Source organism: Streptomyces scabichelini (assembly GCF_011045015.1).
In the GTDB taxonomy this organism is placed as follows: Bacteria; Actinomycetota; Actinomycetes; order Streptomycetales; family Streptomycetaceae; genus Streptomyces; species Streptomyces scabichelini.
In genome coordinates, this window is record NZ_JAAKZY010000078.1 from 1 (window position 1) to 23,570 (window position 23,570).

General features: G+C 70.6%; 19 protein-coding genes and 1 pseudogene. 8 read left to right on the top strand and 12 right to left on the bottom strand.

Going from position 1 to position 23,570, the window contains the following annotated elements; genetic code table 11:
* A partial coding sequence (locus G5C60_RS23920; protein ID WP_165262660.1) for a carboxylesterase family protein occupies positions 1-1,304 on the bottom strand: 1,304 nt, incomplete at its 3' end.
* Between the two features lie 21 nt (positions 1,305-1,325).
* A complete protein-coding gene (locus G5C60_RS23925) occupies positions 1,326-2,240 on the bottom strand; it encodes an MBL fold metallo-hydrolase (protein WP_165262662.1) in 915 nt (304 codons plus the stop codon).
* 178 nt (positions 2,241-2,418) lie between these two features.
* Between G5C60_RS23925 and G5C60_RS23930 the strand changes: the two genes are divergently transcribed.
* Together G5C60_RS23930 and G5C60_RS23935 are read left to right on the top strand one after the other, a co-directional pair.
* A complete protein-coding gene (locus G5C60_RS23930) occupies positions 2,419-5,205 on the top strand; it encodes an AAA family ATPase (RefSeq protein ID WP_165262664.1) in 2,787 nt (928 codons plus the stop codon).
* A gap of 197 nt (positions 5,206-5,402) precedes the next feature.
* The gene (locus G5C60_RS23935) at positions 5,403-7,100 is read left to right on the top strand and encodes an FUSC family protein (RefSeq protein ID WP_165262666.1); all 1,698 of its coding nucleotides are present in this window, start codon (positions 5,403-5,405) and stop codon (positions 7,098-7,100) included.
* A gap of 251 nt (positions 7,101-7,351) precedes the next feature.
* Here G5C60_RS23935 and G5C60_RS23940 read toward each other — a convergent pair whose 3' ends face one another.
* Positions 7,352-8,197 carry an MmyB family transcriptional regulator gene (locus G5C60_RS23940; protein WP_165262668.1) on the bottom strand — a complete coding sequence of 282 codons (846 nt, stop codon included), beginning with the start codon at positions 8,195-8,197 and terminating at the stop codon, positions 7,352-7,354.
* Between the two features lie 135 nt (positions 8,198-8,332).
* On the opposite strand from G5C60_RS23940, the gene G5C60_RS23945 reads away from it, so the two are divergent.
* On the top strand, positions 8,333-8,779 hold the full coding sequence (locus tag G5C60_RS23945; protein WP_165262670.1) for a nuclear transport factor 2 family protein: 447 nt from the start codon (positions 8,333-8,335) through the stop codon (positions 8,777-8,779).
* Positions 8,776-9,642 carry an NAD(P)H-binding protein gene (locus tag G5C60_RS23950; RefSeq protein ID WP_165262672.1) on the top strand — a complete coding sequence of 289 codons (867 nt, stop codon included), beginning with the start codon at positions 8,776-8,778 and terminating at the stop codon, positions 9,640-9,642. Before G5C60_RS23945 ends, G5C60_RS23950 begins: the two co-directional genes overlap by 4 nt.
* Before the next feature lie 168 nt (positions 9,643-9,810).
* Here G5C60_RS23950 and G5C60_RS23955 read toward each other — a convergent pair.
* Positions 9,811-10,220: pseudogene (locus G5C60_RS23955) on the bottom strand (transposase); the annotation flags it as partial.
* Between the two features lie 372 nt (positions 10,221-10,592).
* On the bottom strand, positions 10,593-11,480 hold the full coding sequence (locus G5C60_RS23960; protein ID WP_165262674.1) for an ABC transporter ATP-binding protein: 888 nt from the start codon (positions 11,478-11,480) through the stop codon (positions 10,593-10,595).
* 152 nt (positions 11,481-11,632) lie between these two features.
* On the opposite strand from G5C60_RS23960, the gene G5C60_RS23965 reads away from it, so the two are divergent.
* Positions 11,633-12,826 (top strand): RNA-guided endonuclease TnpB family protein, encoded by a 1,194-nt coding sequence (locus G5C60_RS23965; RefSeq protein WP_165262676.1) that lies wholly within the window; start codon positions 11,633-11,635, stop codon positions 12,824-12,826.
* A gap of 28 nt (positions 12,827-12,854) precedes the next feature.
* On the opposite strand, the gene G5C60_RS23970 is transcribed toward G5C60_RS23965, so the two are convergent.
* From G5C60_RS23970 to G5C60_RS23990, 5 genes are all read right to left on the bottom strand, one after another.
* Complete coding sequence (locus G5C60_RS23970; RefSeq protein WP_165262678.1) at positions 12,855-13,874, bottom strand: ABC transporter ATP-binding protein; 1,020 nt, start codon at positions 13,872-13,874, stop codon at positions 12,855-12,857.
* A 6-nt stretch (positions 13,875-13,880) separates the two neighbouring features.
* Positions 13,881-14,732, bottom strand: coding sequence for an ABC transporter permease (locus G5C60_RS23975; protein WP_165262680.1), 852 nt, complete (start codon positions 14,730-14,732; stop codon positions 13,881-13,883).
* Positions 14,729-15,679, bottom strand: a complete 951-nt coding sequence (locus tag G5C60_RS23980) for an ABC transporter permease (RefSeq protein ID WP_165262682.1) — start codon at positions 15,677-15,679, stop codon at positions 14,729-14,731. Before G5C60_RS23980 ends, G5C60_RS23975 begins: the two co-directional genes overlap by 4 nt.
* 4 nt (positions 15,680-15,683) lie before the next feature.
* Positions 15,684-17,330, bottom strand: a complete 1,647-nt coding sequence (locus tag G5C60_RS23985; RefSeq protein WP_206439928.1) for an ABC transporter substrate-binding protein — start codon at positions 17,328-17,330, stop codon at positions 15,684-15,686.
* Between the two features lie 94 nt (positions 17,331-17,424).
* Positions 17,425-18,609 carry a C45 family autoproteolytic acyltransferase/hydrolase gene (locus tag G5C60_RS23990; RefSeq protein WP_165262684.1) on the bottom strand — a complete coding sequence of 395 codons (1,185 nt, stop codon included), beginning with the start codon at positions 18,607-18,609 and terminating at the stop codon, positions 17,425-17,427.
* A gap of 163 nt (positions 18,610-18,772) precedes the next feature.
* On the opposite strand from G5C60_RS23990, the gene G5C60_RS23995 reads away from it, so the two are divergent.
* From G5C60_RS23995 to G5C60_RS24005, 3 genes are all read left to right on the top strand, one after another.
* Entirely contained in the window at positions 18,773-19,675 is a 903-nt protein-coding gene (locus tag G5C60_RS23995) for a MurR/RpiR family transcriptional regulator (protein WP_165262686.1), read from the top strand.
* 109 nt (positions 19,676-19,784) lie between these two features.
* Positions 19,785-20,597 carry a polysaccharide deacetylase family protein gene (locus tag G5C60_RS24000; RefSeq protein WP_241267020.1) on the top strand — a complete coding sequence of 271 codons (813 nt, stop codon included), beginning with the start codon at positions 19,785-19,787 and terminating at the stop codon, positions 20,595-20,597.
* Complete coding sequence (locus G5C60_RS24005) at positions 20,594-21,589, top strand: polysaccharide deacetylase family protein (protein ID WP_165262690.1); 996 nt, start codon at positions 20,594-20,596, stop codon at positions 21,587-21,589. The genes G5C60_RS24000 and G5C60_RS24005 overlap by 4 nt, the downstream gene beginning before the upstream one ends.
* A 66-nt stretch (positions 21,590-21,655) precedes the next feature.
* On the opposite strand, the gene G5C60_RS24010 is transcribed toward G5C60_RS24005, so the two are convergent.
* Entirely contained in the window at positions 21,656-22,336 is a 681-nt protein-coding gene (locus tag G5C60_RS24010; protein ID WP_165262692.1) for a response regulator, read from the bottom strand.
* Entirely contained in the window at positions 22,333-23,547 is a 1,215-nt protein-coding gene (locus tag G5C60_RS24015; RefSeq protein WP_165262726.1) for a sensor histidine kinase, read from the bottom strand. Before G5C60_RS24015 ends, G5C60_RS24010 begins: the two co-directional genes overlap by 4 nt.
* Between the last annotated feature and the right edge of the window lie 23 nt (positions 23,548-23,570).

The window sequence follows — 23,570 nt, forward strand, 5'->3', positions numbered from 1 at the left end:
GCGGCGGGGCCGTGCAGCTGGGGGAGGGGCGCGAGATCGAAGACGAAGGGCAGCTCGACCGCGTGGGTGGCGCCGAGCTCTCCGTCCAGGGCCTGGGAGCGCCAGGCGAACTCGTAGGCGTGGGTGGCGGACTGGGCATGGGTGGCATGTGCGTCGGCCAGGGCCCAGCTGCCGGCGCCGAACAGCGCGTCGCCCATGATGGCGGAGCGCAGCTCGCCGAAGGACGCCTCGGGGCGTGTCTTCCGGTACGTCTCGACGAGTTGCGAAGGATTTGGGTGCGAGCGCGCCGCCATGTCGTCGACGTCCCCGGCGGTCGAGGTGGAGTACTTGCCCACGGGGACCAGGTAGAGGTTTCCCTCTTCGGTGTTGGTCCCGACGAGCAGGTTGACATCGGCGCTCAGGCCGGCGGCGACGGAATCGGCGGGCTGTCTGTCGAGGACCAGGCTGAAGGGACTGAGTCCGATCAGCGGGTCATGGTGCGTCTCGGTGTGCAGGTCGATGTCCGCGAGCTGGGAGGCGGCCTGGACCAGGCGCTCCTCGGAGATCTCCGCGAAGGCGTCGGCGTGCGGTTCGACGCCGAGGGCCTCGGCCGCTGCCTGGGTGACGCGCGCGGCTTGCTCGGTGGTGAACGCGCCAAGCCCGCTGCCGCTTTGGACGATCGCCCGGTGGAAGAGGCCTGCGGCTTCAGGGGTGGCGAGGACGCCGCCGACGATGGTCGCCCCGGCCGACTGGCCGAAGACGGTGACGTTGTGCGGATCTCCGCCGAAGGCGGCGATGTTCTCCCGCACCCAGCGCAGCGCGGCGACCACGTCGAGCAGGCCGCGGTTGGCGGGCGCCCCGGGCAGGTCGAGGAACCCGGCGATGCCGAGCCGGTAGTTGAGAGTGACGAGGACGACACCGTCACGGGCGAAGGCGGACCCGTCGTACAGCGCGGACCGGGTCGAACCGGCGACGAATCCGCCGCCATGGACGAACACCATGACCGGTAGGTCGCCGTCCGCGGCCGCAGGCGTGAAGACGTTGACGGTGAGGTAGTCCTCGCCGCGGCTCCAACCGGTGCCGAAGTAGGGGGACATGTCCACGCTGCCGAGCTTGCGCTCGGATTGCGGCGCGTTGGGTCCCGGCACGGTGGCGTCCCGTACGCCGTCCCACGGCTCGTGCGGCTGCGGCGGAGCGAACCGGCCGGCGCCGCGGGGAGGGGCGGCGTAGGGGATGTTCAGGAAAGTGGCGGTGCCGTCCTTCTGGCGCAGGCCGCGGACCGCCCCCTGCGCGGTGGTCACGATGGGGTCGGGGTGGTGGTTCACAGTGGTGCCTTTCCGCGGGCCTCAGCCCTGCTCGGTGTACGGGGCGAAGGGAGCCCAGCCCTTGATGGCGAATGTGCTGCCCTCGCGTGCCACTTCGGCGGCGCCGTGGCCGCCCAGGTGCGCGGGGATCACGAGTGCGTTGTTGTCGGCCGCCCAGCCCAGCACCTTGCGGCGGGTGGCGCGGGCACCCGCGGGGTCCTCGCAGAAGCAGCTGTTGGAGTCCGGCTCGAGGATCTGCACCGGGCTGTGCAGCATGTCGCCGACGAACACCGCGCGGTCCGTCCCGGAGGCGAGGGTCAGCACGGAGGAGCCGGGGGTGTGCCCGGGAGCCGCGTCCAGGCGCAGGTCGGCGTCGATCCGGTGGTTGTTCTCCCACAGCAGCGTCTGGCCGGCCTGGTGCACCGGGGCCACGCTGTCCTCGAAGACGTTCTGGTTGCCGCGGCCGAGCAGCGGCTTGTGGCCGTTTGCCGGGTTCCAGAAGTCGAAGTCGTCCTTCGGCATCAGATAGGTGGCGTTGGGGAAGGTGGGCACCCACTGCCGCCCGTCCAGGTATGTGTTCCAGCCGACGTGATCGACATGGAGATGCGTGTTGATCACGATGTCCACGTCCTCGGGCTCGACGCCGGCCCGCGCGAGATTGGCCAGGAAGTCCGTTTTCAGGTGGCTCCAGACCGGCGCGTACGGGCGCTCCTTGTGGTTGCCCACACCGGTGTCGACGAGGATGGTCCTGCCCTCGCTGCGCAGCAGCCAGGTCTGGATCGCGGAATTCACGATATTGGTCTCGGAATCCAGAAAATGTGGGGTCAGCCAGGGGGCGCCGTTTTCCCAGACGTCCTTCTTGCTTTCCGGGAAGAAGGTGTCGGGCGTCATTTCGACGGAACCGTAGTATTCCCATACCCGGGTGACGGTGACGTTGCCGAGCTTGATCTGTTCCATGGGGAATCCTTGGAAATTCGGAGGTTTTCCTGGAACCGTACGAGTGGCCCCGGGACACGCGGTATCCGTCACGTGACTGCACCAAGCCGCATGCCCCGACCGGTCTTGGCCGCTTGTAGCCTGGGCGGCGGCAAGGCAAGACGGCTCCGCTCGAAGAGCCACAGTTCCTGGAGACCCCGTGGACGATCACGCAGGCGGCCCCCGTGCGCTCGCTGGACCGGAGTCGGACGTGGGAAAGCCGATCGTCGGCCGGGACGCGGAACTGGCACGCCTCTTTCGTGCGGTGGACTCGGCGTCGGCCGACCCGGTTCTGATGCTGCTCGGCGACGTGGGCATGGGAAAGAGCGCACTGTTGGACTGTGCGGTGCGTCGGGCCGAAGCGAGCGGCGCTCGTGTCCTGCGCGCCCAGGGCAGCGAGTCGGAGTCAAGCCTCGCCTTCTCCGCCCTGCATCAGCTGCTGCGGCCGGTATCGGCTGCGGTGGACGAGCTGCCGGAGAGGCAGCGCGCGGCGCTGCACGGCGCGTTCGGTGCGGAGTCGGCCGCGGCGGAAACCGACCTGATGCTGATCGGGGTTGCCGTCCTGGGCCTGCTCTCAGCCCTGGGAGACCGAGGGCCTGTGCTCGTGGTCCTGGACGACGCGCAGTGGTTCGACCGTGCATCCCTGGACGCACTGTTCTTCGCGGCCCGGCGGCTGGCAGGGGAACCGGTCACGATGCTGATCGCAGCCCGCGCCGGCGATCACCTCCCGGGGTTCGACCGGCACGTTGAGACGCTTACCCTGGGGCCGCTCGACAACGCCGCGGCCGGCCGACTGCTGGACCTGCAGCCGCAGCGCCCAACCGGCCGGATGAGGACCCAGATCCTCGCCCAGGCCGACGGCAACCCGCTGGCACTGACCGAACTGGCGAAGACGGCCACCGCACACGAGACGGTCACGGGGCCGCCGCCCGCCGGCCCGCTCCCCGTCACCGATCACCTGGAGCGGATCTTCGCGGTCCGCCTGAACGGCCTGCCGACTCCCACCACGCGTGCCCTGCTGCTCCTGGCCGCCATGGACACCGTCGACTCCACCATCGCCGTCCCGGCCGCGCTGCCGGACGCCGAGGACGACGCATGGCCGCCCGCCGAGCAGGCCGGGCTGGTCCGGCGAACCGGCCGCGGCCTCCGGTTCAGCCACCCCCTGGTCCGGTCGGCCGTGTATCACGCCGCGTCCGCCGATGCCCGGCGCGCGGCCCACCTCGCGCTCGCCGAACTGCTGCGGGGCGAGCCGGACCGGCGAGCCTGGCACCTCGCCGCCGCCGCCACATCCCCAGACGCGGCCGTATCGGCGGAGCTGGAACAAACCGCCGACCGGGCCCGGCGCCGCGGCGGCCACGAGGCAGCGGCCAAGGCCCTTCAACGCGCCGCGGACCTCGCACCGCGCGGGGACAGTGCCCGGCTCCTTGTCGAGGCCGCCGCGGAGGCCGTGCTCACCGGTGACCTCGCCTGGGTCGAGGTACTTGCCTCCGCGGTACGGGCACGTACCGACGACGCGTCGCTCCTGGCAGACGCCACCGCGCAGGTCGGACGACTGGCAGCACTGACCGTGCGCCACACCGTGGTCTTCTCCCGACTGGCCGACGCCGCCGAGGAGTTGGCCCTCGCGCAGCCAGCCACCGCGCTGGACCTCCTGGCCGGCGCCGCCGTGGTCCGCTTCTACTGCGGAGAGGATGTCCAACAGCACCGCATCCAGGCCGTCCTGCAGAGCCTTCCCGAGGACGCGTCACCTGCATGGCTACGCACCTGGGTACGGGCCGTGACCGACCCTTTCGGCAACAGGGCCGAACTGCTCTTGCTGCTCCCGCAGGTCGCAGCCGAAGCGCGACGCCACCCCGACCGGCTCACCGCTTTCGCGATCATGGCGTGGCTGCTGGACGAGACCCCGCAGGCCGTCCGCGCCTTCGACGAGGCCTTCGACCACTGGGGCATGCGCGGACCGCTGCCAGAGGGTCTGGGCGGCGCGGCTGCCTGGAGCTATGTGGAACAAGGAAAGTGGGGGCGGGCCCGGGAGGCATGCGCCCGCAGCAGCGCGCTCGGTTCGACGGCCGGCCTCGATCACGCCGTGGCATGTGCGGCCGCCGTGGACGCCACCGTGCTGGCTTACCAGGGTGACGCGACGGCAGCCCGCGCCCGGGCCGAGGACGCGCTCGCCATGATCGACCCGCTGGAGAGCCGCTCGGTCTGCGTCTATGCCCGTCGTGCGCTCGGCGCCGCGGCTGCCGCGGAAGGCGCGCACGAGGCGGCGTACGACCAACTCCGCATGGTCTTCACGGCAGATGGCGCACCCGTGCACTACCACGCCTCCTATCCGGCCTTCGCGGATCTGGCCGCCGCCGCCGTGCGCAGCGGCCGGCGCGAGGAGGCCGCCGCGATCGTCGAGCGTGCCGCACGCGTCCTCGCGGCGGGCGCCTCACCCCGACTGCGCGCGCTGATCTGCCGCGCGCGTGGCCTGCTGGCAGACCCCGAGGACGCCGAGCCGCACTTCCGGGCGGCCCTGGCCGACCCTGTACTGGAACACTGGCCCTTCGAACGCGCCCAGACCCTGCTGGACCTCGCCGAGTGGCTGCGGCGCCGTCGACGCATCGCAGAGGCGCGAGCGCCGCTCACCGAGTCGCTGGAAACCTTCCGGCGTCTGGGCGCGCGCCCGTGGATCGAGCGCGCCCGGGCCGAATCGCGCGCCGCCGGCCTCGACGTCACGGACTCCACCCCCGACGCGCTTGCCGAACTCTCCCCGCAACAGCAGCAGATCATCAGGCTCGCCGCCCGCGGACTGACCAACCGTGAGATCGGCGAGAAGCTCTTCCTCTCCCCGCGCACGGTCAGCTCGCATCTCTACCGCAGCTTCCCCAAGCTGGGCATCACCGCCCGCTCCCAGCTGCGCGACCTCATCGAGGACACCCTCGCCATGGCCGACCACCAGGAATGAGGCCACGCCTGGCGACAGAAGCAGTCAGCTGACGCATACCGGGCGGCCTCCCGCCGAACCAGACTGGCCACGAGGCGAAGGCGGCAGCGCACCTCTTCTCCTGTGAACCCCGATGCCCGCCTGACTCCGGCTCACATGACCTCGCCTTCGTCGCGGCCGGACGGGAACGGCCCACCGCGTCGAAGGAACGGAAATCCATGGTGGCTGCGAAGACAGCGTCGCTCTGGGACCGGTTCGCCCCAGCCGACCCGGGGCTGCTGCGTCTGGCCGCCGGGCTGCGAGCCGTCCTCGGCCTCACTCTCGCCCTGGCCGCGCTGGCCGTACTGGATCAGCCCTCTGCCGTCCTCCTGGCCGGCGGCTTCACGGCCGTGGTCACCTCGTTGGCGATCAGCGACCTGCACCCCCGCAACCAGTTTCGTACCCTCCTCGCCGGGGCGCCCGTGACCCTGGCCGCCCTGACGACCGGGGGATTGCTCGCCTCTCTCTCCCTCGCCTCCCACTTGGCCTTCCTGCTGCTGATCTTCGCCGCGGTCTACGCCCGCCGCTTCGGACGACGCGGCCTGGACCTCGGGATCTTCGCCTTCATGGCCTACTTCCTGTCCCAGTTCGCCGGTATCCATCCCCATCAACTCCCGCAACTGGCAGGGGCGTTGGCCGTCTCCTTCACGACAGCCGCAGTTGCTCGCTTCTGCCTGGTGCCCGCGACGTCGTACGGAATCCTGACCCGCCTCAGGGCGGCATTCGACAGACGCCTTCGTGATACCCAGCAGGCCATGTCGGAGCTACGGACAGACAGCGCAGGCAGTGCCCGCAGACTCGAACGCCGTCTCCAACGACTGCACACCTCCGCGCAGCTGATTCAGGAATTCCTGTATGAGGCTCCGACCGCGCACCTCCGCGACACGACTGTGGAACTGGAGCGGACCGCACGAGAGGACGCGAAAGCGCAGCGCCTCGGAGTACGCGCGATCCGCGCGTCGAAGGATCCGGCGGCGCCCTCCGTCAACGCCGTGACGAAGCCGGAGACGGTGGACCAGACGAATCCCGTAGAGCGTGACCACATCATGCTCCGTCCGACGGCGACACAGCCCGCAGGCCCGTCGCGGTACACGACGCGGCAGGCGTGCCAGGTGACCGCCGCGGCCGCGATCGCCATGTTCGTCGGGCATGTGGTCTCACCGCACCAGTGGTACTGGGCCGTGGCCACGGCATGGGTCGTCTTCATCAACGCCGCGCACACCGGCGACATCCTGCTGCAAAGCGGCCGGAGGCTGATCGGCACCGTCGCTGGGGTGCCCTTCGGATACGGCCTCGCCGTCGTGGCAGCCGGGCATACGTCCCTGGCCCTGGGTTTCCTCCTCGCCTGCGTTTTCGGCATGTTCTACACGCCGCCCGGCAGCTACTGGGCGGTGACCTTCTTCATCACCGGCTCCCTCAGCATGGTGCTCGCACTCCTGCACACGCTCTCACCGGAGCTACTCTCGCTGCGCATCCAGGAGACCGCTCTGGGGGCCGGGTGCGGGATCCTCGCCGCGCTACTGGTCGTTCCCACGACTGTCCGCACGGTAGCCGACGAGCATCTGAGGGAGCTGCTCGCCATCCTCGACCACCTCATGTGCTGCACGCCGCCGCAGACAGAAGCCATGAGGCCCACACCCGCTGCACGCGATCTTGACCAAGCACTGGAAGCCTTCCGCAAAGCCTGCCGCCCCCTCGTACACCCACTCAATCCCCGCCGCGCCGAACTCGCCCGGACCCGCTGCCTGCTCGAGCACGTGGAAACCGCCGCCTTCCACGCGCGAAGCCTCGCCACCGAAACCGGATACATCCCGGCCGGCCGGGGCGGAGCGAGAAACATCGACCGAGACCACCAGCACATCCGCCAACTGCGATAGCGGCTTGGCCAGTTCAACAGAGCACAGCCACAGGCTGCCCGCTACGCGGACCGACCGACCCCCGCGCCAAGATGATCTCCGCCTACGAAAATCTTGCCAGAGCCACTTCAACTCGTACGCCGACCGTCTGGCGGCCCTGCGGGACGCCTGCCGCCGCGGCGAGGTCTGCCAGCCGCTGGACTGGGGCTCCCGAGCGTTCGTGGATAAGGGCCTTGCCGCCCCGCCTGGCCTGGCCTGGCCTGGGCCAACGGTCACGGCGCCGCGCCGGGAGGGCCCAGCTGGGCCAGTGCGGTGGCGCTCGGGCTGCCGGGATCTGCGGTGTAGAGCACCAGCCGCAGGCTGGTGCCGGGCATGAGCAGGGTTTGCCGGTCCAGGTCCAGCTCGCCGAGTTCGGGATGATGCAGGCGTTTGCTCAGCGTCGGCCGGGGGCGCACGTCGTGGCTGCGCCAGCCGGCGACGAAGTCCGGGGTGTGCGCGGCGTATTCGTTGACCAGCTCGCCCAGCGCACGGTCCGCCGGGTGGCGGGCGCCGGCCGCGCGCAGGTGGGCGGCGGACTGCCGGGCGAAGTCGCCTTCCGCGCCGACGGGGGCCGAGCAGAGGGTGTCGCCCAGCCGGATGGCGAGGCGCACGGTGTTGCGCTCGTGGACGGGCAGCTGCGCGAAGTCGATGATCAACGCGACCGCCGCAGCGTTCCAGGCCACGATGTCCTCCAGGTCGTTCACCAGATAGGCGGGTATCGGCCCGAGCCGGTGCAGCAGTCGGCGTGCATCGGCAGGCACCGGCGCACGATCGGCGTCCGTACTGGGCGGGATCTGCCCGGCCAGCCGTGCCAGGTGCTCACGCTCTGTGGCGGTGAGGCGCAGCGCCGTGCCCAGCGCGGTCAGCACCTGCGGCGACGGACGCGGCGCGCGGGCCTGCTCCAGTCGCTCGTAGTAGCTCGTGGACACCCCGGCCAGGGCGGCCACCTCTTCCCGGCGCAGCCCGGGGGTGCGCCGGGCACGCAGGCCGGGTGGGTGGACGGCCGTGGCCGGCATCTGGGCCGGGCGCAGCGCCTCCCGCCGACGGCGCAGAAAGTCGGCCAGTTCTCCTCTGCTCACCCGGCCAGGTTGGCACAACGGCACTCGGCTTATCCACGGACCAGTGGTCCGGGGCTCACTGGTGCGTTCCACGGCACCGCCCCGTGCGCCCACTCTGGTGCGGTCACACGTCCTGCTGAACGCTGGAGAATCACCGTGTCACCACGCACTTCCGAAGAGACCTTTGGCCAGTTGCTGGAGCTGCTGCTGGCCAAAGACATGGATGCCATCGCCGATCTGTGGGCGGAGTACGGCACCGCCGAGTTCCCCTTCGCCGAAGGGGCCTCACCGAGACGGCTGACCGGACGTGAGGCCGTCCGGGGCTATCTGGCCGGCTACCCGGACCTGGTGGACGTGCAGGCGATCCCGACCCTCACCGTGCGCCACACGGACCAGCCGGACACCATCGTGGTGGAGTTCACCGCGCGCGGCCGCACGGTGGCCACCGACGAGCCGTACCAGTTGGACTACATCACGGTGCTCACCACCCACCAGGGCCTGATCACCCGTTATCGGGACTACTGGAACCCGTTGGCCGCGGCCTCAGCGGCCGGCACGCTGCCCGAACTGCTCGGCTCGCTGCGCTCGCAGGCCACCCGATGACCGGCGTGCTGATCACCGGCGGCACCGGGAAGACGGGAAGCGCCCTGGCCGAACTGCTCCGCACAAGCGGTGTGCCGGTCCGGGTGGCCAGCCGCATCCCATCGGCCGACGCCCCGGACGCGGTTCGGTTCGACTGGAGTGACCCGGCCACCCATCCGGCTGCGCTGCACGGGATGGACCGGGTCTACCTGGTGCCTCCGGTAGACACCACGGACCCGATGCCACTGGTCGAACCGTTCTTGTCCGAGGCCGAACGCCTCGGCGTGCGCCAGGTGGTGCTGCTCGGCTCCGCTATCGTGCTGCCCGGTGCCCCCAGCGCGCTGGAACTGGCCGCGCACGTGCGGGCCCGGCCCGGATGGGTGGTGCTGCGCCCCTCCGGGTTCATGCAGAACTTCCTGGCCCCCCACCCGCTGGGTGAGCGGATCCGGCGACGCGGCGAGATCCGCACCGCCGCCGGAACCGGCCGGGTGGGCTGGATCGACGCTCGAGACATCGCGGCGGTGGCCGCCGTGCTCCTGACCGAACCCGACGGCCACCCCGACGACCAACGTGACTACCTGCTCACGGGGCCGAAGGCGCTGAATTACCAGGACGCGGCACAGATCATCACCATCCACACCGGCCGGCCGATCCGGGTCGTGCCCGTCGGCGTCGCCGAGCAGGCAGACACCTACCGTGCGTCCGGCATGTCGGACGCCTTCGCGACCGCCCTCGCCGCCGTCGACGCCGGCATCCAAACCGGCCGGGACGACCAAGTCAGCACCGCGGTGCTGGACCTGACCGGCCGCCCGCCCCGCACCTTCGCCGAGTTCGTCCAGGACCACGCACCCCACTGGGCGAACGCAGGGACATCCCAAGACTGACCGACACCTGTGCCGGCCCGGCGTGAGCTCCTCCTTGGACCAGCCCTTGAGCTCGGCCACCCATAGTGCTCAAGCCGCCAGATCTACTGGCAACTCGCCAACTGAAGTGCCCAGTGAGCGACACGAGGTCGCTCCAGGTAAGAGGTCATCTCATTTGGTGAGTCTGGGGTAGGTGATCCCGCGTTGTCGTAACCATCGGCGCAGGTGGTCGTAGTCGTAGCCCTTGTCGCCGTGGAGTTTGGCGGGTCGGCGTGGGCGGGGCCCGCGGCGGGAGCGGATGGGCGGGATGCCTCGCACGAGTGGCTCGATGGCCTGGCTGTCGTGGAGTTTGGCGCCGGAGATACCGATGGAGATACCGATGGAGACGGGCAGACCGGTGGGCTCGTTGATCAGGTGGATGTTCGAGCCGTACTTGCCTCGATCGACAGGATTCGGGCCTGTCAGGTCCCCCTTTTCAGAGCCCGCATGTTCACCGAGTCGATCGCGCATCGTGACCAGTCCAGGTCTGCGCGCGAGCCGAGCTCGGCCAGGACGAGGCGGTGGAGCTTGGCCCACACGCGGGCTTCAGTCCACTCGGAGTTCGCCACTCACGAAGATGTGGACGCTGTACTCGTCCACCCAGACGGGCGCCCGCTGCCCGGGGTGAGCAGGCCCCAGCCTGATCCGCAGGACGGATGGAATGACGGCCAGTTGACCGCTGGCGGCGACAACCGTGTCGAACTACACCGCCCCCGCGGAGGACACCAGCAGCGGCGCCTGCGGCGCCGGTGCATCGGCAAGGCTCTCCGCCGCCCGGGCGGACCGCTTTGGCGAAACTACCCGACAACGATGCGGACTGCGCGTCGAACAGCGTGAGGTTGTAGAACGCGTTGACCGGGGCCCCGATGGGGACATCCCTCGAGGCGAGCAGGTTGCGGGTCCGCCGCAGGGCCACGAGCGGATAGCTGTACTTATTCCACCCCGGATCCAACTCCGGTGAGTTCTCCGCGCAGTCGTACCGTTTCCGCCGGGTCCCAGCCCTCGCGGGGTACCGAGGAGAGCAGCAGCCGGGTGTACGGGTCCGTCGGGGCGTCCAGGACCCGGGCCGTGGGGCCCGTCTCGACCGTGCGGCCGCGTCGCATCACCAGCGTGTCGTCGGTGATGTGCCGTACGACGGCCAGGTCGTGGCTGACGAAGACCAGGGCCACCCCGGTCTCCCGGCGGATATCGGCGAGAAGCTGGAGTATCTGTGCCTGGATGGACACGTCCAGCGCCGCCACCGCCTCATCCAGAACCAGGACCTGGGGATCCACGGCCAGTGCACGGGCGATGGCCAGTCGCTGGCGCTGCCCGCCCGACAGTCCCCGCGGGCGGGCGCCGGCCTCCCGCTGGCCCAGGCCCACCTGGTCGAGCAGTTCGGCGACCCGCGTCGCGGCGGCCTGACCCTCGTACCGGCCGTGCAGCCGCAACGCGCCGTGCAGGCACTGACTCGCGGTCAGACGGGGGTCGAGGGAGACATACGGGTCCTGGAAGACGATCTGGATCTCGCGGGCGCGGCGCAGACGTGCCGCCTTGCCGCCGCCCGGCCGCTTCAGCACGGGCAGCTTTCCGCCGCCGCGCTCCCCGGTTGTCCGCTCCCGCCCGTTCACGGCGATCGTTCCCGCGTCCGGCCGTACGAGGCCCACCAGCATCCGGGCCACCGTAGTCTTTCCGGAGCCGGACTCGCCGACGACGCCCAGCGAACCGCCGGCCGTCACGGAGAACGAGACGTCGTCGACGGCCGTCGTGCGGCCGCCGCCCGGGAGCGGATAGCTCTTGTACAGGCCCTGTACGACGAGTGCGGGTTCGGGCTCGGTCATCGTGTTCCTCCCTGGATACTCCGCCTTTCAGAGCGGAGAGGAAACGGACTCCTGCGGAGCAGGGCAATGGGCTGGGATTCGCCGCCAGGGCGGATCGCAGTACTCCGACCCGCAGGTTTGGTCTTTACGCGCGGCCTTACTGGTTTGTGAGCGTGACCGCGAACCACGTGAAGCGGGCGTTCAAATACCGCTTCTATCCGACCGATGCGCAGGCAGCCGAGCTGTCGCGCACGTTCGGATGCGTGCGCAAGGTCTACAACATGGCGCTGGAAGCCCGTACGCGGGCCTGGCAGCAGGGCGAGCGGGTCAACTACAACGCCACCTCCGCCATGCTGACAGCGTGGAAGAAGACCGAGGAGATGGCCTACCTGTGCGAGGTCTCCTCGGTGCCGCTCCAGCAGTGCCTTCGGCATCTGCAGGGTGCGTTCGTGAACTTCTGGGAGAAGCGGGGAAAGTACCCGCGCTTCAAGTCCCGGAAGAAGTCGCGCCGGTCGACGGAGTACACCAGCTCGGCGTTCCGGTACCGCGACGGCCAACTGAAGCTCGCCAAGATGACGGATCCCCTGGACATCGTGTGGTCCCGTCCCCTGCCCGAGGGGGCGAAGCCTTCGACGGTGACGGTTTCCCAGGACGGCGCGGGGCGCTGGTTCGTCTCCATGCTGTGCGAGGACCCGAGCGTGAAGCCGCTGGCCGCCACCGGCGCGGCAGTTGGCGTTGACGCTGGCCTGGACCACCTTCTGGCGCTCTCTACGGGTGAGAAGATCGCCGATCCCCGGCATGAGCGAAAGGACCGTGCCCGGCTGGCGAAGGCTCAGCGCAACCTGGCCAGGAAGGTGAAGGGGTCGGCGAACCGGGCCAAGGCCCGGCTGAGGGTCGCCAAGGTCCATGCCCGCATCGCCGACCGCCGGCGTGACCACCTCCACAAGATCACCACCCGGCTCGTGCGTGAGAACCAAACGCTCGTGATCGAGGACCTGACCGTGCGCAACATGGTCACGAACCGGAAACTCGCCCGCGCCATCAGCGACGCGGCGTGGTCGCAGTTCCGGAGCATGTTGGAGTACAAAGCCCAGTGGTACGGGCGGAATGTAGTGGTCGTGGACCGCTGGTTCCCCTCGTCCAAGCTGTGCTCCACCTGCGGCACCTTGCAGAACAGGATGCCGCTCAACGTCCGTACCTGGACGTGCGACTGCGGAACGACCCATGACAGGGACGTGAACGCGGCACGGAACCTGCTTGCCGCCGGACGGGCGGTCCAAGCCTGCGGAGCTGGTGTAAGACCTCAACGGAGTTCTCCGGGCGGGCAGTCGGCGATGAAACAGGAAGTCTCACGGCGCGAGCCGTAAGAATCTCCCCCGCTTACGGGGGAGAGCGTCAAGCGCTGCTCCTCGCTACGAGTTCCAGACGGCGGCAGGCTGCCGTGCCGCTGCCCGTCGTTCCACCGTCCGTCGATTCGCTGTCGTCGCCGAACGGGACCGCCTCCGGCGTCCAGCTCTCGCACTCCTTCTCGGCCCGCGGGCAGCGCGGGGCGAACGGGCAGCCGGTGAAGGTGTCGGACAGGGACGGCGGGCGGCCGGGGATGGGGCGCAGTTCGCGGTCGTCGCCCAGGGCGGGCGAGCAGTCCAGCAGGCCGCGGGTGTAGGGATGCCGCGGGTCGGCGAACAGGCCGCGCGCGGGCTGGTGTTCCACCACGCGGCCCGCGTACATCACGTACACGCGGTCGCAGTAGGCGGCGGCGAGCGGCAGGTCGTGCGTGATGAACAGCGTCCCGAGGCCGCTGCCGGCCTGCCGCCGCTCCTGCTGGATGCCGCGCAACAGGGCCAGGACCTCCGCCTGGGTGGTCGCGTCCAGCGCGCTCGTCGCCTCGTCGGCGAGGAGGAGGCCGGGGTCGGTGGACAACGCGGCGGCGATCACGACCCGTTGCAGCATGCCGCCGGACAGCTCGTGCGGTCGCTGCCGCATCCGGTGTTCGGGGTCGGGCAGGCCCACGGCGGCCAACAGCTCCACGGCCTTCGCCGCGGCCGCGCGCTTGGACAGCCCCAGGACGCGTACGAGCGGCTCGGTGAGGAAGTCGCCGATCCGGCGCACCGGGTTCATGGCGGAGCGCGGGTCCTGGAAGACCATGGAGACGGTGCGGGACCGGTGCCGGCGCAGCCGTGCGGGGTCCATCGCGAGTACGTCCTCGCCGTCCACCCGCACGGAGCCGGAGGCCCGCGCGCCCTCGGGCACCATGCCGAGCACGGCCCGTGCCGTGGTCGACTTTCCGGAACCCGACTCGCCGACCAGGCCGACCACCTCACCGCTGCCGACGGTCAGCGACACATCGGCGAGCAGGGGCCGGGCGGCGGTCCCGGAGGGCAGCCGCAGGGTGAGATTCTCGATGTCCAGCAGCATGGCCGGTTACCTTCCTTTGCCCAGCCGGTCCGAGACCCAGACCCCGACGATGTTGAAGGCCACCACGACGGCGGCGATGGCCGTGCCCGGTACGAGGGCCGGCAGCAGCGCCCCCTGCACCACGGCGTCCTGGCCCTCCTGCACCATCAACCCCCAGTCGATACTGGGCGATCCGGCGCCGAAGCCCAGATAGCTGAGCGTGGCCAGGCTCATCAGCCCCTCGCCGAACAGCACCACGAGGTAGCCGACGAGCGCACCGGACAGATTCGGCACGAGATGACGTACGCAGATCTGTGCCCCGCCCATGCCCTGGACCCGATAGGCGTCGATGTACGGCTTGGACCGCTCGGCGAGGGCGAGGCTGCGGGTGTACCGCGCGATGGTGGGCGCGTAGGCGAGCCCCATGGCGACGACCGAGGTGGTGAGGCCGTCGCCGAACACCGCGATCACCAGGACGACGAACAGCAGGCCCGGGAAGGCGTACATCACGTCCGTCACGCGCGAGAGCAGGGTGTCCACCCAGCCGCCGTACCAGGCCGCGACCGTGCCCATCGTGATGCCGAGCAGCGCCGCGAGCGCGAGCAGCGCCAGGGGAGCGAGCAGGCTCGACCGGGCGCCGTACAGCACCCGGGAGAGCAGATCCTGGCCGGAGGCGTCGGTGCCCAGCAGGTGCTCGGGGCTCGTCCCGGCGAGGGAGGCGGACAGGTCGACCGCGTCGGGCGCGTACGGGGCGAGCAGGGGTGCGAACACGGCCGCCACCACGACCAGGGCGAGGAAGCCGCCCGCGACCATCACCGGTACCGGCCGCCGCACCCGCGTCTTCACCGGGAGCAGTGCCCCGGCTGTCAGAGTCGTCATGCGGCCTTCCCTCCGAGCGAGACCCGGGGGTCGATCAGCGGATGTACGAGATCGACCAGCGTCGTCACGACGACATAGCCGATGACCATCAGCAGCAGCACCGCCTGTGTGACGGGGAAGTCGTGCGTACTGATCGCACTGACCAGCAGCGAGCCGACACCGCTGAGGCCGAAGGCGGTCTCGACGACGACCGTCCCGGCGAGCATGCCCGCCATGACGAGACCGCACATGGTGACGATCGGTCCGAGCGCGTTGCGCAGCACGTGCCGTACGACGATCTCACGCTCCGTCAGACCGGCGGCGCGGGCGGCCTCCACATGGTCGGAGGCGTATGCCTCGGCCATCGCCTGCCGGGTGACCCGGCTGATCACCGCGAGCGCGCCGAGCGCGAGCGCGAACGCCGGAAGCGTCAAGTGGTGCAGCCGGCCGGTGAATCCCTCGCCCTGGCCGGTCACCGGGAACCAGCCCAACTGCACCCCGAACAGCGACACCAGCGCGATCGCGGCGACGAAGGAGGGGACCGACGCGGCGAGCGTGGTGCCCCCGACGACGGCCGAGTCCACCCAGCCACGGCGCAGCGCCGCCAGCACCCCGGAGCCGACGCCCAGGACCACGAAGAACACCGTGGCGTAGGCGACGAGTTCGAGAGTGGTCGGCAGCCGCGCGCCGATCAGGTCGGCCACCTGGTCCCGGTACTGGAACGACCGGCCCAGGTCGCCCTGCGCGCTCTCCCAGAGCCACCGGCCGTACTGGACGACGAGCGGCTCGTCGAGGTGGTACTCCGCGCGGACCGCCGCGAGCTTCTCGGGAGTGAGCTCCTGCCTGCTGCCGGAGAGGAGGACGGCGGGGTCGCCGGGGGCCGCGTAGGCGGCGGAGAAGATGACGAACGAGGCGGCGAGCAGCGTCGCGAGGAGGCCGGCGATCCGGCGCGGCAGTCCGCGCAGCATGGCATCAGCCCTTCGTTCCGAGGTCGGCCGCCCAGGGGTAGTACAGGGACACCATGGATGCGGGCGGGCCGGTGTACTTCTCGCCGAGCACCAGCACCGACGGCACCTGCACCAGCGGAATCCACACGGCGGCGTCGGCGAACTTCGACTGCGCCTCGATGACGAGCTTCGCCCGCTCCTTGTCGTCGATCGTCTGCTGGGCCTTCTTGACGAGGGCGTCGTAGTCGCCGTCGGAGTAGCCGAGCCAGTTGTTGGCGCTGCCGGACATGCCGTTGTCGTAGAAGCCCACCGGGTCGGCCTTGGAGATGTACCAGTCGACCGCGATCAGGTCGAAGCCCTCCCGGGCCTTCGGATCGGCGAAGAACTCGTCGTACTGGCTCGGCGGCACCGTCTTCACGGTCACCTCGAGACCGATCTTCTGCGCCGCGCCACGCACCGCGTTGGTGATGACCGTCTGGCTCTCACCGCCGTCACTGGCCACGACGATCGGCTGTGCGGGCGCCCCGGCCTCCTCGACCAGCTTCTTCGCCTGCGCGATGTCGTCCGAGGACGGCGACGGCGTGTACGCGGTCGACTTCTCCAGGTCCGTCTGCGCCTTCTGGAACGCGGCCTTCTCATAACCCCACGCGCCGGGACCCACGGGCGTCGCCCAGGGCTGGGCGAGGCCGCTGAAGCCGGACTTGGCGATGCCCTCACGGTCCAGGGCCAGCGACAGCGCCTTGCGCAGCCGGGCGTCCTTCAGCGCGCCGCTGTCGGTGGGGCTCAACGACCAGGCGGTGGTGGACTGCCCGTAGTAGGCGCGTACGCCCTTCTTCTCGGCCAGGACAGCGGCCGGGCCCGTGGCGGTCAGATAGGCGCCGTCCGCGGCACCGGTGGACACGGCGTTGACCAGCGCGCTGCCGGTGGCCCAGCGGAAGACGACGTTCTTGGTCAGCGCCGGGCTGCTGTCGTCCCAGTAGTCCGCGTAGCGCTCGATGGTGATCGACGACCCGGAGTCCCAGCTCTTCAGCCGGTACGGCCCCGTGCAGGCGTCCGGCTGCCCCGGGGTGCCGTAGTCGTCGCCCTGCTTCTCCACCGTCTCGCGGTCCATGATGATCCCGGCGTCGCCCGCCAGGGCCTTCATGAACAGGGCGCTCGGCTCCTTGAAGGTGACGGTCACCTCGGACGCGCCGGTCTTGGTGATCTTGTCGACGTCCTCGTACTCGTCCGACTCCGACATCTCCGGCCGCGCGTGCCGCTTCAGGCTCCACACCACGTCGTCGGCCGTCATGGGGGAGCCGTCGTGGAACGTGACGCCGTCGCGGAGGGTGAGGACGAGCGTCTTGTCGTCGGTGTACTCGGCCTTCGCCGCGAGCTGGGGTTCGGTGGTGAGGTCAGGCTGGAGCTGGAGCAGCCGCTCGCAGACGTTGGCCAGCACCGTGCGTCCGCTGGTGGTGCCCTGCCGGTCCAGGTCCAGGGAGCCGGGCTCCTGCTCCACCAGCCAGTTCACCGTGGCGGCCTCGCCGGATGCCTTGGCGGTGGTGTTGGTGAGCTTGAGCTCGGCGGCGTCGGCGGTCGTGCCGCCCGCCCCGGAGGAGGCCCCGGAGCACCCGGCGGTGAACAGCAGCGCTCCCGCGAGGCCGGCTGCGGTGGTACAGAGCTTGGTTCTCATAGCAGGCTCTTCCTGGTGGTTCGAGAGGTGAGGGGCATCCGCGCGGTGGGGGCGTCTGCGAGTGGGTGGCGTTCGCGTCGCGGGTGAGAGGGCGTCAGTTCGGCGCGTGCGGGCCGTCGTAGAGGTTCCAGGGCAGATGCTGGTACTCGTGATCGCAGGGGGTGCCGGGGGTCACGTAGTAGTCGCCGGTGGTCAGGTCCACGCAGGAGGACAGCAGCGTCATCCACCGCTTGACCTCGGGCTGGCGCGGGTCGGGGTGGGTGCACAGGCCCTCGGGGTGGCCGAGGTGGTCGGACATGGCCTGGCGGATCAGCTTGCGGGAGTCGTCCGGTGCGGTGGCCGTACGCAGCAGGCGCAGACCGGCCTCGGCACGGGGCACGCGGATCAGTGAGTCGGAGGACGCGGGCCGGTAGGTGGCGGCGAGCTGGACGGGGACGCCGGCCTGGTAGTGGTTGCCGTGCACGAGCAGGCCGTCGGAGGGATACAGCCAGCCGTGTGCGCCCGGCGTGGTCTCCAGGTCGACGGCGAAGCCTTCGCGGCAGGTCAGCAGGGCGTTGCTCGCGATGTGGCCGCGGGTTCGGCATAGCACCTCGACCGCCTCGCTGATCGACTCGCTGTCCAGCACGCGGCGGCGGATCACGGTCTGGGGCAGCCCCACGGCGTCGTCGAAGCGGCCGCCGAGACCGTTGGCGTTGAGCGCGACGCCCGCGGAGTTGGCGCCCTGGCGGCCGATCTGCCCTGCCTCGACCTGCATGATCACGGTGGGCCGCGGGGGCTGGACGATCCGCAGCATCACGAGGGTGTCCGCGGTGCCCGCCCGCCAGTCCCAGTTCTGGCCGCAGTAGACGTGCCCGTCGCCGCTGGCCTGGTCCATGACGGCGAAGGAGGTGCAGCCGTCGCTCGTGCCCTTCTCCTCCAGTTCGGCCTCCACCGTGTCCTCTGGGGTGTCCTCCCGGCCGCGCATGCCGGCGAAGGTCTCGTCGTAGAGGATCTCGCCCCGGGCGTTCAGCGCGAGCACGTCCAGGAGTCCGACGCCGGCTCCCTCTGCGAGCCCGCTCATCTCCTCGACGAGCTCGGGGGCGTACGCGCGCACCGGCTCGAGCCAGCGCTCGGCCCGCGCGGTGACCTGCTCCCAGGTCAGCCCCGACGACTGGCCGAATGCCTCCTCGTAGTAGGCGAGCGCGGCGCCGAGTCTGCCGCGCACGGCCTCGCCGTACTGGCGTCCGCGCTCGGTCGGCGTACCGGAGATCTCGACGATCGGGATGGTGCTGGCTGTCATGCCTCTCCTGTGTTCTGAGATCCATGTGATCCGCGACCGGGGCCCGCGACGATCTGTCATGCCGCATTCGGGACAGGCCTGTAATGTGCGTTTCAGGATCCGGTACTTCTGGAATGATGGCTCCAGGTTAGTAATGGCTACTACAGGGAAGTCAATAGCTGTAATGAGCGAAACAGAAGACGTAACCGGGGCGACACGACTGCACGCCACCATTCGTGACCTGTGGGGGGAGTTGTCCGCTTCCGAGCGCGTGGTGGCCCAGTACCTGGCGAGCACCCCGCCGGAGCACCTGCTCTTCGCCAGCGCGCAGGAACTGGGCACGGCGAGCGGCACCAGCAACGCCACGGTCGTACGCGCCCTGCAGCGCCTCGGCTACGCCGGACTGCCCGCGCTCAAGCGGGAGCTCGCCGCCGACTTCACCACCGCGACCGCCCCCGAGGAGCGGCTCAAGCAGCGCATCGCCCATGTCGGCCATGACCTGGAGCAGATCAAGAACCGGGTCTTCGACGAGGCCGCGGAACGTCTCGAACAGTGCCGCCGCCTGCTGGAGACCGATGTACTCAAGCAGGCGGTCCAGACCCTGGCCGACGCCCGCGAAGTGATCGCGTACGGCGTCGGTGCCTCCGAACTCGCCGCCCGGCACCTGGTGCTGAAGCTGCGCCGGGCCGGCCGCCGGGCCCGCTTCGTCGGCGCCACCGGGTTCACCATGGCCGACGAGCTGCTGGATCTCGGCCGCGGCGACGCGGTGGTGATCCTCCAGCCCGGCAGGATGCTGCGGGAGTTCACCGTCCTCACCGAGCGGGCGCGAGCGGTCGGCGCGAGCGTCCTGCTGGTCACCGACGAACCCACCAGCCCCCTCGCCAGGCGCGCCGACGTGGTGATCAGCGCCCCGCACACCCCCACCGGCATCACGGCCGAGTCCCTGGCGGGCACCGTCGTGATGGACACCCTCGTACTGGCCCTCGCCTCACTGGACGAGCACCGGGCCGTCGAGACCTCCCACCAACTCACCGTGCTGCGCGGGCAGTTGCTCGATCCGGTCGAGCCGCGGCCGCGCAAGAGCTGACCGGCACCGCTCACGCATCACGCTTCACGACTCACGACCCACGCGATCGGAACCGCCCATGCACCAAGCACCACCGCCCGTCTGGCCGGGCGGGGCACGCTGTGCCGTCATGCTCAGCTTCGACGTGGACGGCCCCACCCTGTGGCTCGACCGCTCCACCGGTCGGTGGGACGACGCGCGGGGTTTCTCCATCGGCGCGTACGGCCCCTGGAGAGGCACCCCGCGTCTCCTGGACCTGCTGGAGGACCGCGGCCTGCCCGCCACCTTCTTCGTCCCGGGCAAGATCGTCGAACAGTGGCCCGCCCTGGTGAAGGACATCGCCGCGTCCGGGTATGAGATCGGCCATCACGGCTGGATGCACGAGACGTTCTTCGACCACCCCCGCGCAGCGCAGCGCGACATCATCGAGCGCAGCCAGGACCTGCTGGAACGCACCGCCGGAGTACGCGCGGCGGGGTTCCGCAGCCCGAGCGGCGACATCGCCGCCGACACCCCGTCCCTCCTGGCGGAGCTGGGCTTCTCCTACTCCAGCTCCATGCGCGGCGACGACCGGCCCTACCGCTGGCAGGCCGAAGGCCGCGCCCTGGACCTGATCGAGATCCCGGCGCACTGGGAGCTGGACGACTACCAGCAGTTCGTCTACAACGAGTCCCCGCCGGAGCCGCACGGCCTGGACCGGATCGCGTCCACCCTCACCACCTTCGACAACTGGCGCCGCGAGTTCGACGGTTACCACCGGTGGGGCCTGTGCTACGTGCTGATGCTGCACCCCCAGGTCATCGGCAAACCCCAGCGGATGCGCGCCCTGGAGCGCCTGCTGGACCACATGAAACGACCTGGTGACGTCTGGTTCGCCACGGGTGCCGAGATCGCCGACTGGTGGCGGTCGCACGGCGAGACCGCGTCGCGGAGGGCGGCATGAGTCGTACGACTACGGACCCGACGGGCCCGAGAGACCCGGCGGACCGGACGGACCCTACCGACCCGACAGACACGGCGACACTCGGCACCGGCGTCCGGCGGCGCAGGCAGCCCCGCCCCCGGTGGCCGGGCGGGGCCCGGTGCGCGGTGGTGCTCACCTTCAACCTGGACGCCGAACTGTTCTGGCTCCGACTGCATCCGTCCGCCGCGCACCGGCCCAAGACGCTCTCGCTGGGGACGTACGGGATGTCCCGGGGCGTCCCGCGGCTACTGGACCTGCTGGATGAGCACGGGCTGCCGGCCACCTGGTTCGTTCCCGAGCACACGGCGCTGCACCATCCCGACGCGGTCCGTCAAGTGGCCGCCGCCGGGCACGAGATCGCCGCCGCGGCGCTTCCGGTTGTGGGAAGGGCACCCAGCGGGGACGTACGGGACACCTGGTCGCGAACCGCCGACCTGCTGGAGGCGGTATCGGGCGCCCGGCCGACCGGGCTGCGCGCCGCACCGGGACCCATGGGCGACGGGCACGCCGCGCTTCTCGACGAGCTGGGCTTCGGCTGGTCCTCGTCCACGCACGGCGACGACCGCCCTCACCTGCTGTGGTCCGCCGGGCGGCCGACACCCGTCGTGGAGGTGCCATGGCAGTGGGAGTACGCCGATCACCCCTACTTCCTCTACAACGGCGCCCCGGTGGCCTTCCCTCCCGCCGAGTCCCGTATCGCCGCCTACCAGGACGTCCTCGAGGACTGGAAGGACTCCTTCGACGCCTACCGGGACCACGGCCTGTGCTGGGTCCTGGCCCTCGACCCGCAGTCCATCGGCAAGCCGGGCCGGGCACTGATGCTCGAGGAACTGCTGGACCACGTCCGCGGACATGAAGACGTCTGGTTCGCCACCGGACAGGAAGTGGCCGGGCACTGGCGGCAGACAGCCGATGCGGGGACGGAACCGGAGGGCCACCCGGAGAGGGCGAGAGCCGCCTGGAATTCCTGAAATCGGCGGCGAGCGGCGGGCGACGGGCGGCCGGGGCCGGAGGCCGGAGAGCCGACAGAAATGGCGTCACGGCATCAGGCGTCGTTCCTTGGCGACCGCCACCGCCCCGGCCCGCGTTTCCACCCCCAGCTTGCCGTAGATCCGGCCCAGGTGGGTCTTGACCGTGGCCTCGCTGATGAACAGGGCGCGGGCGATCTCCCGGTTGCCCAGGCCGCGTGCCAGTTGCTGGAGGATGTCGTGCTCGCGGTCGGACAGGGTGGGGCGCGGAGTGCGCATGTGGGCCAGTACGCGGTCGGCCACCGGGGCCGACAGTGCGGTGCGGCCGGAGGCCGCGTTGCGGATCGCCGCGAACAGTTCCTCGGGGCGTTCGGCCTTGAGTAGATAGCCGATGGCGCCCGCTTCGATGGCGCGGGTGATGTCGGCGTCGGTGTCGAACATGGTGAGCACCAGCACGCGCGGGACCGGCGTGCCGGGATCCTCCCCGCCTTCTGAAGTCACCCCGCCCCCTGAAGTCAGGTGCCGAGTGGCCGTCACGCCGTCCATGCCGCCGCCGAGTTGGAGGTCCATCAGCACGACGTCGGGCCGGACACGGGCGGCCACGGCGAGGGCCTCCTCGCCGCTGCCCGCCTCACCGACCACCTCGACGCCATGGGTACTGGACAGCAGCGCGCGCAACCCGGCGCGTACCACGGCGTGGTCGTCGCACAGCAGCAGCCGGATCGGCGGGGAGGACTCTGACGGGCTCACGGGGCGGTTCCTCCGGTGGTGTTGAGGGCGAGGGGCGCCTGGGGAAGGGGCGTAAGGGGAAGGGCCGCCGATACGACGGTGCCCTCGCCGGGCGTGGATTCCACGGTGAGCGTGCCGCCCGACTGCCGTGCCCGGATACGCATGGCCGGCAGCCCGTGCCCGCGCGCCCGGCCCGCGTCGGAGGGCGCCGTCACCTCCGAGGGCGAGGGGCCTTCCACGTCGAAGCCGCGGCCGTTGTCGGCGATGTCCAGCGAGATCTGGTCGTCCAGCCAGGTCAGGGTGAGCGCGGCCCGTGTCGCCGCGGCGTGTTCACGCACATTGGCCAGTGCTCCCTGCGCGATGCGCAGCAGCGCCGCCTCGATCCTCTCCGGCAGCGGACCCGGTGTGCCGTCCAGCCGGAAGGCCACCGTCAGGCCCGGCCCGCTCTCGCGGTCGGCGAGCGCGCGGAGCGCCTCTGCCAGGGTGCGCTCGGCGAGGTCGGCCGGGGCCAGGTCATGGACGAACCTGCGGGCCTCGGCGAGGCTGTGGGACGTGATCTCGGCCGCGTCCCGGATGTGTCCGTGGGCCGCGTCCGGATCCGTCTGCCAGAGGCGGTCGGCGGTCTGCAGCAGCATCTGCTGGGAGGACAGGCTCTGCGCGAGGGTGTCGTGGATCTCCGCGGACAGCCGCTGCCGCTCCGCCAGGACGCCCGCCCGCCGCTCGGTGTCGGCCAGGTCACGGCGGGTGCGGACGAGGTCGTCGATCAGGACGCGTTGCCGGGCCGCCTGGCGCTGGAGATGCACCAGGACTGCGGTGGCGACCGCGGCGATGGCCGGCGGGGCGACCACGACATTGGGATTCAGCGCGCCCTGTGACGCGCGTATCTCGGAGGCGATGACGAGCGCGGTGAGCCCGGCCGCCACCGGCACCGCGATCCGCGGGGGCAGTGCGTGCAGGCCGGCGAACAGCAGGGGCATGGCACACCACGTGGCGCTCGGAGCGAGCGCGAGCAGGACGATCCACACGGCCGACACCGCACCCAGCCAGACCAGGTGCCGTGTGCTGGGCCGGGCGCCGGGGCGCGGTGCGGGGGCCAGCACCAGGCCGAGGACGTAGAGCAGCCAGAAGACGACGAACAGCGCGACGACCCACGCGGCATACGGGTGGTCCTGATCACGGGTCAGGAAGCGGGTGAGCGAGGAGCCCAGCAGAAGGAAGAACGCGGCGTGCATGACCGCCGTCAGCCAACGTCCGT

Bases quoted from the DNA above. Each gene is read 5' to 3' on its own strand.
- G5C60_RS23970 (WP_165262678.1), bottom strand. From the start codon at position 13,874: ATGCTGCTGGACATCGAGAATCTCACCCTGCGGCTGCCCTCCGGGACC.
- G5C60_RS23950 (WP_165262672.1), top strand. From the start codon at position 8,776: ATGACCGGCGTGCTGATCACCGGCGGCACCGGGAAGACGGGAAGCGCC.
- G5C60_RS23975 (WP_165262680.1), bottom strand. From the start codon at position 14,732: ATGACGACTCTGACAGCCGGGGCACTGCTCCCGGTGAAGACGCGGGTG.
- G5C60_RS23995 (WP_165262686.1), top strand. From the start codon at position 18,773: ATGAGCGAAACAGAAGACGTAACCGGGGCGACACGACTGCACGCCACC.
- G5C60_RS24015 (WP_165262726.1), bottom strand. From the start codon at position 23,547: ATGCACGCCGCGTTCTTCCTTCTGCTGGGCTCCTCGCTCACCCGCTTC.
- G5C60_RS23985 (WP_206439928.1), bottom strand. From the start codon at position 17,330: ATGAGAACCAAGCTCTGTACCACCGCAGCCGGCCTCGCGGGAGCGCTG.
- G5C60_RS23935 (WP_165262666.1), top strand. From the start codon at position 5,403: ATGGTGGCTGCGAAGACAGCGTCGCTCTGGGACCGGTTCGCCCCAGCC.
- G5C60_RS24000 (WP_241267020.1), top strand. From the start codon at position 19,785: ATGCTCAGCTTCGACGTGGACGGCCCCACCCTGTGGCTCGACCGCTCC.
- G5C60_RS23960 (WP_165262674.1), bottom strand. From the start codon at position 11,480: ATGACCGAGCCCGAACCCGCACTCGTCGTACAGGGCCTGTACAAGAGC.
- G5C60_RS23990 (WP_165262684.1), bottom strand. From the start codon at position 18,609: ATGACAGCCAGCACCATCCCGATCGTCGAGATCTCCGGTACGCCGACC.
- G5C60_RS23980 (WP_165262682.1), bottom strand. From the start codon at position 15,679: ATGCTGCGCGGACTGCCGCGCCGGATCGCCGGCCTCCTCGCGACGCTG.
- G5C60_RS23925 (WP_165262662.1), bottom strand. From the start codon at position 2,240: ATGGAACAGATCAAGCTCGGCAACGTCACCGTCACCCGGGTATGGGAA.
- G5C60_RS24005 (WP_165262690.1), top strand. From the start codon at position 20,594: ATGAGTCGTACGACTACGGACCCGACGGGCCCGAGAGACCCGGCGGAC.